Below are 17,850 nucleotides of genomic sequence, written 5' to 3'. Positions count from 1 at the left end.
GCGTAAATTTAAAGGTAAAAAATGAAGGATGAAATTTTTAAAGAACCCATCAAAAAGCAGTTTGAATTTGATGATTTCGTAGTGAGCGTGTTTGACGATATGATCGGCCGTAGCGTGCCATGCTACGACGTTAGCGGGAAGCTTACGGCTCAAATTTTAGCAAAAATTTTACCGTCCGCCGCCCGCGTTATCGATCTGGGTTGCTCGACGGCCACGAGCCTTCTTTTGTTGTGGCAATTACGCGGCGATTTGGCGCTTTACGGTATCGATAGCTCCGAAGCGATGATACAAAAGGCGCTAAATAAGGCGCGCGCATACGGAGCGGAGCTAAATTTAAGCGTAGGCGACGCGCTAGATACGAGGCTTGCGGAGTTTGACTGCGTAATGATGAACTATACGCTGCAATTTATCCGTCCGCCGCGCCGCGCAGAGCTAGTCGGTAAAATTTACCGCGGATTAAACGAGGGCGGGACGTTCGTTTTTAGCGAGAAGATTATCTTTGAAGATAAAAAATTCGCCAAAAATATGATCGAAATTTACGAAAATTACAAAGCCGAGCAGGGCTACACGCGTTTTGAGATAGCCCAAAAACGCGAGGCGCTGGAAAACGTGCTAATTCCTTACACCGAGGCTGAAAACCGCGCGCTCGCGCTTGATGCGGGGTTTAAGCGGGTAGAGAGCGTGTTTAAGTGGGGGAATTTTATGACGTTTATCGCCTTTAAATAACGGTTCTACCGCCGAAATTTCGGACGAATTTACTCGAAAGGATAAAAATGGACTTGCGAACATACCTTGAAAACGCGCCGCTATCTAAATGGCACGTTAAATTTTTGCTTATAACGGCGGCGGCATGGGCCTTTGACGCGATGGATACGGGCATTATATCTTTTGTTATCGCCGAGCTTGCTAGGCAGTGGGGGCTAAGCGGCGCTCAAATCGGCGCGCTTGGTAGCTCGGGGCTTGCGGGAATGGCGCTTGGGGCGATATTTTCGGGCGGTTTAGCCGATAAATTCGGGCGTAAAAAGGTGCTTTTAGCGATGATGGTTTTAGCGGGCGCGGGAAGTATCTTGTGCGCGATCTCATGGGACTTTGCGTCGCTTTTGTCGTTTCGTTGCGTCGTGGGATTCGGGCTTGGCGGACAGCTACCGGTAGCCGTCACGCTAGTTAGCGAATACGCCCCCGCAAAGCATAGAGGCAAAATGCTCGTGTGGCTTGAAAGCTCGTGGGCGGTAGGCTGGCTAGCGGCCGCGGTTACGGCGTATTTTGCGATACCTAAGCTTGGTTGGCAAAGCGCGTTTTATATCGGCGCGGCGCCGATTATATGGGCTTTGGTTATAGCCAAAACGCTTCCCGAGTCGATGCTGTTTTTGCTAAAAAACGGCAGAGAAAACGAGGCTTTAAGTATAGTTAAAAATATAAATAAAGACGCCCTAATTTCGGGCGTTAAAAATTTACCGCACGATACGGCGCCTAAAAAGCGGATGAGCGGGGCGAATTTTACTATTTTGTTTAGCAAAGAATTCATTAAGCGTACGATTTGCCTTTGGGCTTTATGGTTTGGGCTCGTATTTTCTTATTACGGCATATTTATGTGGCTGCCGACCCTGCTTTTTAAGGCGGGATTTGACATAGTAAAATCCTTTTGGTTCGTGCTGATTATGACGCTGGCGCAAATTCCCGGCTACGTAGCGGCGGCGCTTTTAGTGGATAGGATCGGACGGAAAAATACGCTAGGAGCGTTTTTGCTGGGTTCTGCGGTGGCGGCGTATTTTTTCGGAGGCGCGCAGAACGAAGCGCAAATTATCGTTTGGGGTTGCTTAATGTCGTTTTTTAACCTAGGCGCTTGGGGTGTGATATACGCTTATACTCCGGAAAATTATCCTACCAAAATTAGAGCGACTGGTAGCGGCTGGGCTAGCGCATGCGGCAGGGTAGGCGGTATCGTAGCGCCTATGGCGGTTGCGTGGCTGTTTACGGACGCGTCTAAATTTTCGCTAGTTTTTGCTCTTTTTGCGGCTGTTTTGATCGCGGCGGCGATCATCGTAATGTTAATAGGAAAGGAGACGAAGCGAGAGGCGCTTGAATTTTAAATTTTCGGGGGCGAGCCCCGAAAATTATTTATCTCTAATGCCTAGTTCGGCGATTAGTTTAGAGTAAGTAGCATAGTCTTTGTTTTTAAGGTATTTTAAAAGTCTTTTTCTTTGACCTACTAGTTTTAAAAGACCTAGACGAGACGAAAAGTCTTTTTTGAAAATTTTAAGGTGTTCGGTTAGCCCGTTGATACGCTCCGATAAAAGAGCTATCTGAACCTCCGGCGAGCCCGTATCTCCCGCTTTTCTGGCGAATTTCGCAACAATTTCCGCTTTTTTAGCCGAATCCAAAGCCATGATGACCTCCTGATTGGTGAAATATAAAATAGAGCGCGATTATAGCGCAATAAACATAAAGTTAGCTAAAACGGCTAAATTTATCGATTAATGAAAAATGCAGTAAAATTTTAATAAAATAGCGGGCTATTTAAAATTAACGGAGAAAAACGTGCTTTTTACGAAAGCGAGCGAATACGCGCTCTTATCGCTTATTTTTATATCTCAAAAATCCTCGCCCGTAGACGTCGATACGATATCAAACGAGCTTGGAATTTCAAAAAGCTTTCTAGCTAAAATTTTACAAAATTTAGCCAAAGATCGAATTTTAAAATCTTATAAAGGCGCGAACGGCGGATTTTCGCTGCTTGCGGAGCCTTCGGCTATCAGTGTTAAAAAAATCGTAGAATGCGCCGAAAGACGCGAAGTAAGTGTGTTTGAATGCTCCGGCGGCGAGCAGGGATGCCCGTCTAATAAGGCGCAAAGTTGTCAAATTTGGACGATGTTTTGCGCGCTACAAAGTAAAATCGACGAAACCTTGGGCGATATAAAGCTTAGCGACATTATTAAGAAATAACTTTGGCAAAGCAAAAAAATACTATTTTAACCCTCGTAGCGCCGTTTTTGGCGCCCGTGATAAAATTTAAAAGCCTAAGTATAGTCGGCGTGATAATGGCGATTTTAGCCATTATTATAGTACCGCTTCCAAGCGCGGTTTTAGACTTTTTTCTAGCGCTTTCGATTTCTATTTCGGTGCTAATCATCTTAATTTCCATCTACGTGCCCAAGCCCACCGATCTAAGCACGTTTCCGACGCTAATTCTCATCGTTACTCTCTTTCGCCTTTCGCTAAATATCGCCACTACGCGTATGATTTTAAGCGAAGGGCACAACGGACCTAGCGCGGTAAGCGAAATAATTTCAAGCTTCGGCGAGTTCGTCGTGGGCGGTAATTACGTCATCGGCATCATCGTATTTTGTATTTTGGTTCTCATAAATTTTATGGTCGTTACCAAAGGCTCTACGCGCGTGAGCGAAGTGCAGGCGAGATTTACGCTCGATGCGATGCCCGGTAAGCAAATGGCGATAGACGCCGATCTAAACGCGGGATTAATCGACGAAAAGACCGCCAGAGAACGTAGGCAGGCGATTATCGGCGAGGCGAATTTTTACGGCGCGATGGACGGTTCGTCGAAATTTATAAAAGGCGACGCGGTCGCGGGCATCATCATTACGATTATTAACATTATCGGAGGCTTTGCGATCGGCTCGTTTCAGCACGGGCTGGATATGGCGACTTCGGCGCAGTATTATACGATTTTAACGATCGGCGACGGCTTGGTTAGTCAAATTCCGGGGCTTATAACCTCGACCGCGACGGCGATTATTATCACGCGCGCCAGCAAGGACGACGAAAATTTCGCCGAAGGCACGCTAAAACAGCTTTTGGGCGATTATAAAACGCTTTTAATAGTGGGCTTTATTTTATTTATGTTTGCCTTGGTGCCTGGGCTTCCGACTCTGTCTTTGGGCTTTATAGCGCTGCTATTTTTAGGGCTCGGATATATGGTAAAACAGACGCAAGAGGGAAATTTCCTAGTACCCGCGACTTCTATGCAAGGCGGCGCGAAGATTCATACGCAAAAAGGCGCGCAAGCCGCGTCCGAGCAAGCTAGCGCTAAGCCCGCTAAAAAAAGCGACGAAGAGATAGCGCGCGAAGAAGAGACTAAAATTAACGATATTTTAAAACTTGAAATTTTAGAGCTAGACCTTGGATACGGGCTGCTAAAACTAGCTGACGTCGATCTAATCGAGCGCATTCGCGCGATGCGTCGAACGATCGCCTCGCAGCTTGGGTTTTTGATGCCTAAAATTCGTATCCGCGATAATTTACAGCTACCGCCTAACGAATACCGCTTTAAATTAAAAGGCGTAGTGATCGGGCAGGGCGAAATTTACGCGGATAAATTTCTGGCGATGGATAGCGGGCTTGCCAGCGAGGATATCGAGGGTATCCCTACCAAAGAGCCGGCGTTCGGGCTAGACGCGCTGTGGATAGACGCGAGCGCGAAAGAGGACGCGATACTAAGCGGCTATACGATCGTAGATCCCGCAAGCGTAATTAGCACGCATATGAGCGAGCTAATTAAGCAAAACGCCGCCGAGCTGCTAACGCGCCAAGAGACGCAAAATTTGCTCGACAAGCTAAAAACGGACTATCCGGTCGTGGTCGAAGATACGCTAAAAATCGCGCCTATAAGCCTAATTCAAAAGGTGCTAAAATCGCTGCTTAAAGATAGCATTCCGATTAAGGATTTGCTAACTATTTTAGAAGCGCTAAGCGATATAGCCGAGGTTAGCAAAAATTTAGACATGATCATCGAGCACGTAAGAGCCGCGCTCGCCCGCGTAATTACGTCGCTTTATACCGACGCGCAGGGGCAGCTTAATTTTTATATTTTAGAAACTTCCGTGCAACAGCGGCTAATGGACGCGGTGCAGTATAAAGACGGCGCTTACCATCTAATGATAAACGTCGCTCAGACCTCGGCTATCGTGCAGGCGCTAAGGCAGGCCAAAGAAAAACGACCGATCAGCCAGCAAGGTCCGATGATCGTTTGCGTAGAGCCTAGTTTACGCAAATTTATCGCTAATATCTGCGCGAATTTCGCCATCGATATAGTGGTGCTAAGCTTTGCCGAAATTTCGCCTAATACGCCGTTTGAGACGGTGGGCGTCGTAGAAGTAGAAAATTTATAAGGAAAAATATGAAAATTTATCATCTCTCGCATACCGATTTAGACGGTTACGGCGCGCAGGTAGTCGCGAATTTTTACTTTAAAGACGTAATTTTTAGCAATTCAAACTACGGACGCGAGATCGACGAAAAATTCGCGCAAATTTTAGGCGCTATCGAGGCGGACGAGGCGGCGGGATATACGGGCGGAGCCGTCGTTTTAATAACGGATTTAAATTTAACCTCCGCGCAGTGCGAGGATTTTACGAACGCGCTAGCGGGTAAAAACGCTAAAATTTTCTTACTAGACCACCACGCTAGCGGCGCCGAGTGCGCGAGCGCTTACGAGTGGTATTTCTTAGACGTCTCAAAATGCGCGACGAAAATTACTTACGATTTTTTCTCGTCGATGTTCGGCGAGGACGCGAAGCTGGCGAAATTTACGGACGTGGTAAACGCGGTGGATATTTGGCTAAAAGACGACTTAAATTTTGAGATGGGTAAAGTAGGGCTCGGGCTAATTTCGGGCGCCAAGGAGATAAATAAAATAATGTTCGAGCGCGAGAATAGCGAGTATTTGTTCTATCTTTTATCCCGCGCGCGGGAATTTTTCGCGGACGCAAACGATTATATAGCCCTAGATAACGCTATTCACGGCATTAAAAAGGACTTTTTTAGAAGCGAAAAAGACGATACGCTAAGTAACCTAGTCTCCGCCTACGTCGTAAATTTACTAACCAAAAACCGCGAAAAATTCGAAATAAAATACGGCGAAACAAGAGGAATTTTAACTTATAACATAGGAAACGTCTCGGTTATCGGGAACGATTTTTTGGTGGCAAATCCGGAATTTGATTTTTTCATAGACGTTACTAATAAAAAAACTATGAGCTTTCGCGCAAACGGCAATATCGACGTGAGCGCGATGGCAAAGCATTTAGTGGGCGGCGGAGGGCACGTAAACGCCAGCGGCGGGATGTTTGCCGCGTTTAAGGACGGATTTAGTTACGAGGCGATAAAGGCTCAGGTGGAAGATCTGATAACTAAAAAAATACAGGAGCGAAAATGAGAGAAGAAGACGTTAACGTAGATGAGCTAAGTTACGAGCTTAGCGTGGTTTTAGAAGGCATGCTTTATTATGCGGGCGTGAAAAAAAGCAAGCTTGAAGAGGCGGCTGAAATTTACGTCGAGTGTATCGACGAAGCGCTTGAAAATTCTAGCGCCGAAGGCGTAGACGAGGTTATAGAGATAGTAGAATATATGAAAAAGCACCGCGCCGAGTTATTTAAGAAGTAAAATTTAAGCTATTCGGCGCGCGGACGCGAAAATTTTAATAAAGGAGCGCGAAAATGGGTTATAAACGCAAGGATTTGCTAGGCACGAGAGATCTTAGCCGCGAGGAAATTTCGTATTTTTTAGACGCGGCGCGCGAGTTTAAGGAGTTAAATTTAAAAGACGTCAAAAAGTGCGATTACCTGCGCGGGCGCACGACGATAAACGCCTTTTACGAAAATTCTACGCGCACCAGAACTAGCTTTGAGATTGCCGCGAAGCGTTTGGGCGCGGACGCGGTAAATTTTACGTCGTCTAATTCAAGCGTTAAAAAAGGCGAAACGCTAATCGACACGATGAATAATATGGCTGCGATGAAAACGGACATTATCGTGTTGCGCCATCCTAGCTCGGGCGCGGCGGCCTTTGCCGCAAAGCATACGGACGCTTCGATCGTAAACGCGGGCGATGGCACGAACGAGCATCCAAGCCAGGCTCTGCTTGATCTTTTAACTCTGCAAGAATACGGCAAAATTTTAGGCCCGCAAACGCAAGTGGCTATCATCGGCGACATAGCGCGCAGTCGCGTAGCTCGTTCTAATATCTGGGCGATGAAAAAATTCGGTATTCCCGTAAGGCTCTTCGCTCCCGCGATGATGATGCCCAAAGACGCCGAAGTATTCGAGTGTAAAATTTGCAAAACAATGGAAGAAGCCGTCGAGGGCGCGGACGTCGTAATAATGCTGCGAATTCAGTTAGAACGCGGCGACGCGGACGTGGCGTTTCCAAGCTCGCGCGAGTATTCTAAATTTTTCGGGCTTAACGCGCGCAGAATGGCGCTGGCAAAGCCTGACGCCATCGTGCTGCATCCGGGGCCGGTTAATCGCGGCGTAGAGCTAAACTCGGACGTCGCCGACGGCGGACATTCGGTTATTTTAAACCAAGTAGAAAACGGCGTAGCGATTAGAATGGCGATACTTAGTACGCTTATAAAAAATAGGGGCTAGATATGAAAATAGCGATCAAAAACGGAACTATCGTAAATGCGGACGGAAAATTTAAGGCTAACGTGTTAATTGACGGCGATAAAATCGCGCGCGTAACTACGGACGAAGTAGTGGGCGACGAGACGATAGACGCGAGCGGCAAGCTCGTAATGCCGGGGCTTATCGATATGCACGTACATTTTAGAGACCCGGGTCAGGAATATAAAGACGACATAATTTCAGGCTCGCGCGCGGCGGTCGCGGGCGGCGTAACGACGTGTTTATGTATGGCCAATACCAACCCCGTAAACGACAACGCCTCTATCACGCGCGAGATGATACGAAAGGCGCGCGAATGCGGGCTTATAGATTTACTGCCTATCGCCGCGATTAGCAAAGGGCTCGGCGGAGGGGAGCTGGTCGAGATGGGCGATTTGATAGAAGCCGGAGCGGTAGCGTTTAGCGACGACGGACTGCCTGTTAGCAGTTCTAGCGTTATGCGCGCGGCGCTTGAATATTCAAAAATGTTTAACAGTTTTTGTATTAGTCACTCCGAGGATTGCTCGCTGTGCAGGCAGGGCGTCATGCACGAGGGTAAAGTATCGGCTATTTTGGGACTTCGCGGGATGGCGCGCGAAAAAGAAGAGATCGCCGTTAGTCGCGATATGCTGCTAGCAAAGTTAACAGGCGCGCATATTCATATCGCCCACGTAAGCTCGGAGTATTCGTTAAAAATTATCGAAATGGGGCGAAAAGAGGGCGTGCATATCACCTGCGAGGCCGCGCCTCACCATTTTACTTTTACGGATGAGGAAATTTTGAATAATCCTTACGATACGAGCTTTAAAATGTCGCCGCCGCTTCGCGAAAAGCGCGACGTAGAGGCGATCCGCGCGGCGCTTAAAAACGGGCTTATAGACGTCATCGCTACCGACCACGCTCCGCACCACGACGACGAGAAAATCGCGGAATTCGACCGCGCGCCGTTCGGCATTATCGGACTTCAAACGCTAGTGCCGCTTACCTTACGCCTAGTAGAAGAGGGCGTAATAAGCTTGGAGCAAATGGCGGCGCTTACGTCTTTGAATGCGGCTAAAATGCTAAATTTAGCGGATAAAGGACGCGTAGCGGAGGGATTTTTGGCAGATATCGCCGTAATCGATCCGCAGATTACATACGTTTACAACGAGAAGCTAAATCGCTCTAAGTCGCGAAATTCTCCGCTTTGGGGAAAGACACTAAAAGGCGCGGCGGCCGTTACGATAAAAAGCGGACGCATCGTATATAAATTCGGCGAGTAGAGTAAAATCTTGGCGCGTTTAAACCTTTGCGCTGAAATTTTACTTGCTTACGGCTTATAAATTTTGCTTACGTTTTAACTTCAAATTTTTAGCGTATCCTTCTTTTTAGGCGGATTGCGCTAAAATTTACGACTTTTAAATTTTAAAGATTTCAGTTATAACCATAATAAAAGTTGAGCTTGATACGCTAAATATAAATAAATAAAATTTTTTAACTACACCCCTTGACATTTATAGGCTCAAAGTTGTATAATCCCGCTAGCAATTAAAACAAACGAGTGCTAAAAAGAGTGGAAATGAATAAGTTTAGTAAGCGCGATATGATCTTAAATTCTATCATCGAAGCTTATTTGCGCGGCGGTTCGCCCATAGGCTCGAATGAGCTTGGCGCGCGGATGGACGTCGCGATACCCGCCTCTACGATACGGGTTTATTTTAAAAAGCTCTCTGACGAAGGCGAGATAACGCAGCTTCACATTAGCGGCGGTAGAATTCCTACCGTAAGCGCGATGAGGCGGTATTGGAGCGAAATTTTCGCAAACGGCGTCGGTAGCGTTAGTATTACCGATGAACGCGCGCTAAAAATTTTATGCGACAAATTCGAGCTTTACTGCATGGTTTTCGGCGATTGCGAGCAAAATTTAGAGGAAATTTTAAATCTAAACGATAGATTTTTGGTGCTAAATTTTAGCGCCGACGAGCTTGTTTTAAAATACGACGCGCGCGTGGAGAAATTTTTACAAAATTTGCTAGGCATCAGTCTAGACAGGCTATCGCTAGTATGCGCGCAAGTAGGGCTTAGCGAGCTAAGGAGTAAGATAAAAGAGCTAAAACGGGCTAGAATTTACTTCCAAGAAAACGAAATTTTAGCGTTTAGAATGTTTGAGGACGAGCGCTATAAGATGATTTTACAGCCTGATTTCGCCGTGCATATGAGCGAACCGCTAACGTTTGCGCCGATTTTTGAAGACGGCTTTATGGGACTAAAATTTAAGGCCGATTTTGAAGGGCGAAACGCCGTTATGATATGCGCGGGCAGCGTTTTTAGCGATTATTTAAATTTTATAAATCAAATAAAGGAGGCAGCATGAGCGAAAAAAAAGAACAAGCTCTAAACGAAAATGCGCAAAATTTAGCGCAAGAAGGCGAAAATTTCGACGTTTCTAACGAGGAATGCGCCAAAATCGCACAGTTAGAGCAGAGCTTGAGCGAGCTAACGGATAAATATTACCGCGCAAACGCGGATTTTGAAAATATGAAAAAGCGCTTTGAAAAAGAAAAGGCCGATATCGCAAGTTATGCGAACGAGAAATTCGCGCGCGATTTATTGCCCGTCATCGACGCGCTCGAAATGGCGGCGAATTTCGACGCGGGAAGCGACGAACTAGCCGCAAAGATAAAAGAAGGCGTAAATATTACGATCGAGCAGTTTAAAAAATGCTTTGAAAAGCACGGCGTGAGCGAGATCGCGACCGACGCGGAATTTGACCCTAACGTCCACAACGCCGTAATGCGCGCGGATAGCGACGCCCACGAAAGCGGCGCGATAGTGCAGGTCATGCAAAAAGGGTATTTGATAAACGGACGCGTCTTACGTCCGGCGATGGTGTCGATAGCGAACTAATCGGCGAGAAACTAAAAATTAAATTTAATAAAAAGGATAAAAAATGGCAAAAGTAATAGGTATCGACCTAGGAACGACAAACTCGTGCGTCGCGGTATTCGAGCGCGGCGAAAGCAAGGTAATCCCTAATAAAGAGGGTAAAAATACGACCCCGTCTATCGTGGCTTTTACCGATAAGGGCGAGGTTTTAGTAGGCGACGTGGCAAAACGCCAAGCCGTAACTAACCCCGAAAAGACGATTTATTCAATCAAAAGAATAATGGGCCTAATGAGCAACGAAGAGACGGCAAAACAAGCGAAAGCTCGCCTTCCGTATCACGTGACGGATCGCAACGGCGCTTGCGCGGTGGAGATCGCGGGTAAAGTATATACGCCGCAAGAAATTTCCGCAAAAGTGCTAATGAAACTAAAAGAGGACGCCGAAGCTTATCTCGGCGAAAAAGTAGTAGACGCCGTTATTACGGTACCTGCGTATTTTAACGATAGTCAAAGAAAAGCGACGAAAGAAGCTGGAACTATCGCGGGACTAAATGTACTTCGTATCATTAACGAACCGACCGCCGCGGCGCTTGCTTACGGATTAGATAAAAAAGAGGCGGAAAAAATTTTGGTCTACGACCTAGGCGGCGGTACGTTTGACGTAACGGTGCTAGAAACGGGCGATAACGTGGTCGAGGTACTCGCTACGGGCGGTAACGCGTTTTTGGGCGGAGACGATTTTGATAACCTTATCATCGACTGGTTGGTAAGCGAGTTTAAAGCCGAAACGGGAATCGATCTAAAAGCCGATGTGATGGCGTCTCAACGTCTAAAAGAGGCTGCGGAAAACGCTAAAAAAGAGCTAAGTTCGGCGAGCGAAACGAATATTAACCTGCCGTTTATTACCGCCGACGCTACCGGGCCTAAACACTTAGTAAAAACGCTAACCAGAGCAAAATTCGAAGGAATGATAGAAGGGCTAGTCGGCGAGACTATCTCGAAAATCAACGAAGTCGTAAAAGAAGCCGGCTTAAATAAATCAGACGTTAAAGAAGTCGTAATGGTAGGCGGCTCTACGCGCGTACCTCTCGTGCAAGAGGAAGTTAAAAAGGCGTTCGGCAAAGAGTTAAATAAAAGCGTAAACCCGGACGAAGTCGTGGCTATCGGCGCGTCTATCCAAGGCGCGGTTATTAAAGGCGACGTAAAAGACGTGTTGCTTCTAGACGTTACGCCGTTAAGCCTAGGTATAGAGACGCTGGGCGGAGTGATGACTAAGGTAATCGAAAAAGGAACGACGATACCGGTTAAAAAATCGCAAGTTTTCTCGACCGCCGAAGATAACCAAAACGCCGTAACTATCCACGTGCTTCAAGGCGAGCGCGAATTCGCCAGGGACAATAAATCGCTAGGACAGTTTAACTTAGAAGGCATCCCGGCAGCTCCTCGCGGAGTACCTCAAATCGAAGTCGAATTCGACATCGACGCAAACGGAATTTTAACCGTCGCCGCAAAAGATAAAGCTACGGGTAAAGCGCAAAATATCACGATCTCGGGTTCTAGCGGCCTAAGCGAAGACGAGATTAACAAAATGGTAAAAGACGCCGAGCTTCACAAAGAGGAAGATAAAAAGCGCAAAGACGCCGTAGAAGCTAGAAATCAAGCAGACGCGCTAGTGCATCAAACCGAAAAAAGCATGAGCGAGCTGGGAGAAAAAGTGCCTGAAAGCGACCGCGCCAATATAGAAGCGGCGCTAAACGATCTAAAAGAGACGTTAAAAGACGAAAACGCTAGCAAAGAGCAAATCGACGCGAAAGCGCAGGCGCTAAGCTCGGCGAGCCATAAGCTAGCCGAAGCTATGTATAAAAAGGATGAAGGCTCTTGCTGCAGCGGCGAGGCCGGTAAGAAAAAAGACGACGACGTAATCGACGCGGAAGTCGAATAATCGTTGATTTAAGCGCAATGAGCTTCCTCCTCGTTGCGCTTACTGCCGCAAATAGGCAAAAATTCGAAGCGCGGTGAGCTTATATTTGCTTCGCCTCGTTCGTAGCCGTAAGTAAATTTCTAGCCCCGCTGAAATTTTCGCGCGACGCTCAAATCTGCATTAAAATACTTCCTTTTATTTTTTACGCTAAAATTTTACGCCGTATGCCGACATAAACGTAACCGCCTAATAGAGTGACGTAAAAAATTTAAGGCGTTAAATTCGCGGTCGTTTAAATGTAACGTTACCTTCTGGCGCTTTAATTAATCGCGTCTAATTTTTCTTTATTTAGTCCCGCTTCGATACGCTTTATCTCCTCGTCTCCGCCGCGCACGACGTCTTTGTCGCATTCTAGCAGGTTGCTCGTTTTATTTGGATATTTTACGTTTGAGAGGATAAATTTAAAGATATTTAAGCGCGCGATTTTTTTATTGTCGCTTGCTATTATCGTCCACGGCGATATTGCGTTATGAGTGGCTAGCAGCATCGAATATTTGGCGATTGAATACTGATCCCAAAGCTCTTGGGCGCGCTGATCGACGGGAGAAATTTTAAATTGTTTTAGCGGATCGGTCGCGCGTTCTTTGAAGCGGCGCTTTTGCTCGCCTTTCGTGATAGAAAGGTAAAATTTAAAAAAAATTATACCCGAGTTTTTGATCATCTCCTCAAATCTAGGCACTTCGCGCAAAAACTCCTTGTGCTCTTCTTGTGTGCAAAAACCCATAACGGGCTCGACGCCGGCGCGGTTATACCACGAGCGGTCAAAGATCACGATCTCGCCGGCACTCGGTAAATGCGCGACGTAACGCTGGAAATACCACTGCGAGCGCTCGACGTCGCTCGGCTTTTCAAGCGCTACAATGCGGCATCCGCGCGGATTTAGATGCTCGGTTAGGCGCTTTATCGAGCCGCCCTTGCCCGCCGCGTCGCGTCCTTCCATTATGATTAGTACGCGAAGCCCTTTTTCTTTAACGAAATTTTGAAATTTTAGCAGTTCGATTTGTAGCAGCCGCAGCTCTTTTTCGTAGTTTTCGCATTTTAGTTTCGACATTTTCGCCTCTTTTTAAGAATTTTTTGAATTTTACTACAAAATTTAATAAATCAAAGTAAAATGCGCCTTTTTTAAGGAAGTAAAATGGCTAAAATTTTAATATCTTTTTTTATGTTTTTAAGCGCGCTTTACGCCGAAGTGCTCGACGTTAGCAAGGCTTTTAGCGTTACGCACGCAAAAGATTCTCAAAATTTAGAGATTAGTTTTAAATTCGGCGAAAATATTTACATTTATAACGAGACTTTCGAGATTAAGCTAAACGGCGAGAAAATCAACGAATTTTTAAATATGCCAAGAACCGAGATTTCAAACGAACACGCGATCATCCCGAAGGATTTTACTTTATTTATTCCCTTCGGGCTAATCGAGCAAATGATGCGAGATAATGCCGCAAAGCTTGAAATTTCTTATCAAGGCTGTGCAAAAGACGGTATTTGCTACCGCCCGCAGCTTAAAATTTTCGAAATTTCAAAATCGGGAGCCGCATTTAACGTCCGAGCGGCGAATAAAGGCGCCCCGCAGGCTGAAAATTTAGGCGAGCTAAGCGACGAGCAGCATATCGCTAGCAGGCTAGGCGGAGCTAACTTTATTATCGCGCTGGCGACCTTTTTGGGATACGGGCTTTTACTATCGCTTACGCCGTGCGTATTTCCGATGATACCGATACTTTCGTCTATTATCGTTAAAAAAAGCGCGGGGGCGCCTAGCGCGAAAAAAGGCTTTTTGCTATCGCTGGTTTACGTGCTGGCTATGAGCTTAGCTTACGCACTGGCGGGCGTCGCGGCGAGCGCGTTAGGATTTGGCGTACAAGGCGCACTGCAAAACGTCTGGATTTTGGGCGTTTTTGCGGCGGTATTCGTCGCTTTGGCGTTATCGATGTTCGGATTTTACGACATCAAAATGCCAGCGAAATTTGAAAATTTAATCTCGCGCAAAAGTCGCGACGGCGCCGGATATGCGGGCGTATTCGTAATGGGATTTGCTTCCGCGCTGGTTATCTCTCCTTGCGTCGCGGCGCCGCTTGCGGGCGCGCTACTTTACATCGCGCAGAGCGGAAACGCGCTATTTGGCGGGCTTGCGCTATTTACGATGGGGCTTGGCATGGGCGCGCCGCTACTGCTTATCGGTGCAAGCTCGGGTAAAATTTTACCGCGGCCCGGGGCTTGGATGGACGGCATAAAGACGGCATTCGGCTTTTTGCTGCTAGCAATGGCGGTTTGGCTGCTCGCGCGCGTACTAGGAAGCGGCTTTGAGCTAGCGGGATACGGCGTAATAGGCGTATTTTGGGCGGTGTATTTAGGCGCGTTCGAAGCGGCGGGCTCGGGGGCGCTCAAATTTAAAAAAGCGCTCGCGATTTTGGTTTTTATCTACTCGCTAGCGCTAATTTTAGGCGCAAGTACGGGCGCAAAAGACGCGCTAAATCCGCTTGAAAGCTTAAAATTTAGCGGCACGGCCGACGTAAAAGGCGAATTAAATTTTAAAACCGTCCGAAATTTAAGCGAGCTAAACGAAATAATAAAAACCGCGCAAAATCCCGTAATGATCGACTTTTACGCCGATTGGTGCGCAAGCTGCAAGGAGCTTGAAAAAATAACTTTTAAAGACGCGGCCGTATCCGGAAAGCTCGCGAATTTTACGCTAATTCGCGTAGACGTTACGGAGCAGAGCGAGCAAAACGACGCGATGCTGCGAAATTTCGGGCTAATAGATCCGCCCGCGATCTTGTTTTTTAAGGACGGCGCGGAGATAGCGCACGCCCGCACGATCGGTTTTATTAACCCGCAAGGTTTCTTAAAAAAACTTAATAAAATTTTGTAATACGAATTTTTAAAATTTGTACTATTATGCTTTTGTAGCATTTTATTAAAAGGAGTAAAGATGGCAAATCGAATTTCTAGACGAAATTTCGTCAAAATTGGCGTTTTAGGCGCGAGTGCGCTAGCTCTTAGCGGCGTAAACGCGAGTGCTGCGGTTGGCGAAAAAGAGGTAAAATTCGACGAAGAATACGACATCGTAATCGTAGGTACTGGTTTTGCGGGTCTTGCGGCGGCTTTAAAGGCTAGCGCTCGCGGCAAAAAAGTACTAATCCTTGAAAAAATGGGTCGCGCGGGCGGAAATAGCGTCATTAACGGCGGAAATATGGCCGCTCCTATGAATAAATATCAAGTAGCCCAAGGCATTAAAGACAGCAAAGAGCTATTTATCGCAGATGCCGTAAAAGACGGGCTTGGATTAAATCACACGGAGCTTTTGAGCACGATGTTTGACCGCAGTAACGACGCGGTGGATCTGCTAGTTAGCTGCGGCGCGGAGTTTAGCGATAAGCTAATCTTTGAAAGCGGGCACAGCGTAGCTAGAAGTTTGCAAGCAACAAACGGCTCGGGCTCGGGCTATATTCAGCCGATGATGAAAAAACTAGAAGGCGACGCGAACGTAACTATTAAAACGCGAACGAAATTCGATGATTTCGTACTTGACGAAAGAGGTCGCGTTATCGGCGTCTTAGCGCGCGAAAACTACAAATTCGACGGCAAATTAAAAAGCGACGATTTAGAAAATACTAGCGGCGATAAAAAGGCGTATAGAGCCAAAAGTGGCGTCTTGCTTGCGGCGGGCGGCTTTGGACGCGACATTTGGTACCGCCAGATCCAAGACCCTCGTATCGTACCTACTATCGATAGCACGAATCACCCGGGAAGCTCCGCGGGAGCCATGTTAAAAGCTACTGAGATAGGCGCGGTGACGTTGCAGACGTCGTGGATACAGTTTTTACCTTACTGCTCGCCAGATGAAAAAGGCTTCGGCGCGGCGGTAAATTTTACCAACCACTGCTGCAACACCTACGGCTTAACCGTAAATCCGAAAACCGCGAAACGTTTTATGAACGAGCATGCGGGGCGTAAGATAAAATCCGACGCTTGCTTTGCAGTCATCGGTAAGGACGAGAACTATCCTATAAATATCTGCGACCAACAAGCCGTAGACGCGCGCAACCCGATTTACACCTCTCGTCCGCTAGAAGCCGGCGTAATTTGGAAATTCGACACCATAGATGCGCTTGCAGCGCACTTTAAAATGGACGCGGCGACGCTAAAAGAGACGATTAAAAAGTATAACGACGGCGTAAAAGCGGGCAAAGACGAGTTTGGCAAGCCCGTAGATAAGCTAGGCGGTATCGACGTTTCAAAGGCGCCGTTTTACGCGAGCCGCACGATGCCTAAGGTTCACCACACTTGCGGAGGATTAGAGATCAACGAAAAAGCGCAGGTTATTTCTCAAAAAACCCACGCGCCGATACCGGGTCTTTGGGCTGCGGGCGAGATCACGGGCGGCGTGCACGGGGCTAGCAGGCTAGGCACCTATGCGATACTTGATTGCATGGTGTTTGGAATGATCGCGGGCGAAACTATATAAATTCGCTTGATCGGGTTAAATTTATATTCGCTCGGTTTTACGCCGTGCGAATAAATTTAACCTGCTACGCTGATTTAGGCGCGATTTGCTTAAAACTAAAATTTAGGCCCGTCGCGCGCATTTTTGATACCTAAAAAATTGTAAAAACTATCTAAAAATTCACGTAATCGCACCCGAGTACAAGAAATTTGCCCGCTATAAATTTTAATACTAACTTTTAACAAAATTTAATTACTTTTTTTAAGTAATTTATTATAAATTTAATCTTCTTTTTAAAAAAGGGGCGATATACTTTACGAAACGATAAAAAAAGGAGGCTACCAAATTCCCGTAAAATAAAAGTCGATTTTATCTTGAACCTACGTCGCTCAAATCGGGCTAATTTTAAATGAAAATTAAAAAGGATACGAAATGAAGAGTATGTCAAGACGCGAAATGCTAAAAATGAGCTTAGCCGGCGCGGGTGCTTTAGCGCTCGGCTCCGTAAACACAAACGCTGCGGTAAATTCAAAAGACGTCAAATTTGACGAAGAGTGGGACGTAGTCATCGTGGGCTCTGGCTTTGCAGGACTTGCAGCAGGTATCACCGCAGCCGAAAAGGGCAACAAAGTCCTAATCCTAGAAAAAATGGGACGCGTAGGCGGTAACTCCGTAATTAACGGCGGAATTTTTGCCGTTCCAAACAGCGACAAACAAAAAGCCGAAGGCATCAAAGATAGCAACGAGCTATTTATCAAAGACTGCCTAAAAGCGGGTCGCGGCCTAAACCACGTAGATCTAATCGACACCATCGCTACTCGCGCGCAAGATGCATATAAACTAACTCTAAAATGCGGCGCTAAATACATCGACAAGGTCACTCACGCAGGTGGACACAGCGTACCTAGATCACTCCAAACCGCTAACGGTTCAGGCTCAGGTATCGTTCAGCCGATGGTAGAATATTTTAAAAATTTACAAGGCTGCGAGCTAAGACAAAGGGCTAAATTTGACGAATTCGTCCTAGGTGAAGACGGCGGTGTAGACGGTGTGATCATCAGAGAGGATTATAAATTTGATCCAAAGAGCCAAAAAGACGACGCCGAAAACACCACAGGAACTAAAAAGACTATAAAAGCTAAAAAAGGCGTAGTGCTAGC

Annotated in this window: 16 protein-coding genes; 14 read left to right on the top strand and 2 right to left on the bottom strand. The window is 46.6% G+C overall.

Annotation, left to right across the window (positions count from 1 at the left end; genetic code table 11):
• Positions 1-21: 21 nt before the first annotated feature.
• Both cmoA and QZ147_RS00845 read left to right on the top strand, forming a co-directional pair.
• A complete protein-coding gene (cmoA, locus tag QZ147_RS00850) occupies positions 22-726 on the top strand; it encodes a carboxy-S-adenosyl-L-methionine synthase CmoA (RefSeq protein WP_295146170.1) in 705 nt (234 codons plus the stop codon).
• Positions 727-773: 47 nt separating this feature from the next.
• Positions 774-2,090 carry an MFS transporter gene (locus QZ147_RS00845; RefSeq protein ID WP_295146168.1) on the top strand — a complete coding sequence of 439 codons (1,317 nt, stop codon included), beginning with the start codon at positions 774-776 and terminating at the stop codon, positions 2,088-2,090.
• Positions 2,091-2,114: 24 nt separating this feature from the next.
• On the opposite strand, the gene rpsO is transcribed toward QZ147_RS00845, so the two are convergent.
• Entirely contained in the window at positions 2,115-2,387 is a 273-nt protein-coding gene (gene rpsO / locus QZ147_RS00840; protein ID WP_295146166.1) for a 30S ribosomal protein S15, read from the bottom strand.
• A 151-nt stretch (positions 2,388-2,538) separates the two neighbouring features.
• On the opposite strand from rpsO, the gene QZ147_RS00835 reads away from it, so the two are divergent.
• The 9 genes from QZ147_RS00835 to dnaK all read left to right on the top strand — a co-directional run bounded on the left by QZ147_RS00835 (position 2,539) and on the right by dnaK (position 12,207).
• Positions 2,539-2,943 (top strand): Rrf2 family transcriptional regulator, encoded by a 405-nt coding sequence (locus QZ147_RS00835; RefSeq protein WP_295146165.1) that lies wholly within the window; start codon positions 2,539-2,541, stop codon positions 2,941-2,943.
• 2 nt (positions 2,944-2,945) lie between these two features.
• Positions 2,946-5,126 (top strand): flagellar biosynthesis protein FlhA, encoded by a 2,181-nt coding sequence (flhA, locus tag QZ147_RS00830; RefSeq protein ID WP_295146164.1) that lies wholly within the window; start codon positions 2,946-2,948, stop codon positions 5,124-5,126.
• Positions 5,127-5,134: 8 nt separating this feature from the next.
• Entirely contained in the window at positions 5,135-6,172 is a 1,038-nt protein-coding gene (locus QZ147_RS00825; RefSeq protein WP_295146162.1) for a 3'-to-5' oligoribonuclease B, read from the top strand.
• Positions 6,169-6,399, top strand: coding sequence for a hypothetical protein (locus tag QZ147_RS00820; protein ID WP_295146160.1), 231 nt, complete (start codon positions 6,169-6,171; stop codon positions 6,397-6,399). Before QZ147_RS00825 ends, QZ147_RS00820 begins: the two co-directional genes overlap by 4 nt.
• Before the next feature lie 53 nt (positions 6,400-6,452).
• A complete protein-coding gene (locus tag QZ147_RS00815; protein ID WP_295146158.1) occupies positions 6,453-7,382 on the top strand; it encodes an aspartate carbamoyltransferase catalytic subunit in 930 nt (309 codons plus the stop codon).
• A gap of 2 nt (positions 7,383-7,384) precedes the next feature.
• Entirely contained in the window at positions 7,385-8,662 is a 1,278-nt protein-coding gene (locus QZ147_RS00810; RefSeq protein ID WP_295146157.1) for a dihydroorotase, read from the top strand.
• A gap of 296 nt (positions 8,663-8,958) precedes the next feature.
• A complete protein-coding gene (locus QZ147_RS00805) occupies positions 8,959-9,753 on the top strand; it encodes an HrcA family transcriptional regulator (protein WP_295146155.1) in 795 nt (264 codons plus the stop codon).
• Positions 9,750-10,286: a nucleotide exchange factor GrpE gene (gene grpE, locus QZ147_RS00800; protein WP_295146154.1), complete on the top strand. Its 537-nt coding sequence runs from the start codon at positions 9,750-9,752 to the stop codon at positions 10,284-10,286. Before QZ147_RS00805 ends, grpE begins: the two co-directional genes overlap by 4 nt.
• Positions 10,287-10,329: 43 nt before the next feature.
• Positions 10,330-12,207 (top strand): molecular chaperone DnaK, encoded by a 1,878-nt coding sequence (gene dnaK / locus QZ147_RS00795; RefSeq protein ID WP_295146152.1) that lies wholly within the window; start codon positions 10,330-10,332, stop codon positions 12,205-12,207.
• 298 nt (positions 12,208-12,505) lie between these two features.
• Here the strand turns inward: dnaK and ppk2 are convergent, their stop codons facing one another.
• Complete coding sequence (gene ppk2, locus QZ147_RS00790) at positions 12,506-13,297, bottom strand: polyphosphate kinase 2 (RefSeq protein ID WP_295146150.1); 792 nt, start codon at positions 13,295-13,297, stop codon at positions 12,506-12,508.
• An 84-nt stretch (positions 13,298-13,381) separates the two neighbouring features.
• Here ppk2 and dsbD point away from each other — a divergent pair, with 84 nt between their 5' ends.
• The 3 genes from dsbD to QZ147_RS00775 all read left to right on the top strand — a co-directional run.
• Positions 13,382-15,115 carry a protein-disulfide reductase DsbD gene (dsbD, locus tag QZ147_RS00785; RefSeq protein ID WP_295146149.1) on the top strand — a complete coding sequence of 578 codons (1,734 nt, stop codon included), beginning with the start codon at positions 13,382-13,384 and terminating at the stop codon, positions 15,113-15,115.
• Between the two features lie 60 nt (positions 15,116-15,175).
• Positions 15,176-16,711, top strand: coding sequence for a flavocytochrome c (locus QZ147_RS00780; protein WP_295146148.1), 1,536 nt, complete (start codon positions 15,176-15,178; stop codon positions 16,709-16,711).
• Between the two features lie 411 nt (positions 16,712-17,122).
• Positions 17,123-17,850, top strand: a 728-nt coding sequence (locus tag QZ147_RS00775; RefSeq protein ID WP_295146146.1) for an FAD-dependent oxidoreductase, incomplete at its 3' end; no start/stop codon positions are given.

Origin of the sequence: uncultured Campylobacter sp. (assembly GCF_905371695.1) — a bacterium.
Lineage (GTDB): Bacteria > Campylobacterota > Campylobacteria > Campylobacterales > Campylobacteraceae > Campylobacter_A.
Note: the sequence above shows the minus strand (reverse complement) of the source record. Positions and strands in the feature narration are given on the sequence as shown.

Excerpts from the sequence above, each read along its gene's own strand:
- cmoA (WP_295146170.1), top strand. The coding sequence starts at position 22 with ATGAAGGATGAAATTTTTAAAGAACCCATCAAAAAGCAGTTTGAATTT.
- QZ147_RS00845 (WP_295146168.1), top strand. The coding sequence starts at position 774 with ATGGACTTGCGAACATACCTTGAAAACGCGCCGCTATCTAAATGGCAC.
- rpsO (WP_295146166.1), bottom strand. The coding sequence starts at position 2,387 with ATGGCTTTGGATTCGGCTAAAAAAGCGGAAATTGTTGCGAAATTCGCC.
- QZ147_RS00825 (WP_295146162.1), top strand. The coding sequence starts at position 5,135 with ATGAAAATTTATCATCTCTCGCATACCGATTTAGACGGTTACGGCGCG.
- QZ147_RS00820 (WP_295146160.1), top strand. The coding sequence starts at position 6,169 with ATGAGAGAAGAAGACGTTAACGTAGATGAGCTAAGTTACGAGCTTAGC.
- QZ147_RS00815 (WP_295146158.1), top strand. The coding sequence starts at position 6,453 with ATGGGTTATAAACGCAAGGATTTGCTAGGCACGAGAGATCTTAGCCGC.
- QZ147_RS00810 (WP_295146157.1), top strand. The coding sequence starts at position 7,385 with ATGAAAATAGCGATCAAAAACGGAACTATCGTAAATGCGGACGGAAAA.
- QZ147_RS00805 (WP_295146155.1), top strand. The coding sequence starts at position 8,959 with ATGAATAAGTTTAGTAAGCGCGATATGATCTTAAATTCTATCATCGAA.
- grpE (WP_295146154.1), top strand. The coding sequence starts at position 9,750 with ATGAGCGAAAAAAAAGAACAAGCTCTAAACGAAAATGCGCAAAATTTA.
- dnaK (WP_295146152.1), top strand. The coding sequence starts at position 10,330 with ATGGCAAAAGTAATAGGTATCGACCTAGGAACGACAAACTCGTGCGTC.
- ppk2 (WP_295146150.1), bottom strand. The coding sequence starts at position 13,297 with ATGTCGAAACTAAAATGCGAAAACTACGAAAAAGAGCTGCGGCTGCTA.
- dsbD (WP_295146149.1), top strand. The coding sequence starts at position 13,382 with ATGGCTAAAATTTTAATATCTTTTTTTATGTTTTTAAGCGCGCTTTAC.
- QZ147_RS00780 (WP_295146148.1), top strand. The coding sequence starts at position 15,176 with ATGGCAAATCGAATTTCTAGACGAAATTTCGTCAAAATTGGCGTTTTA.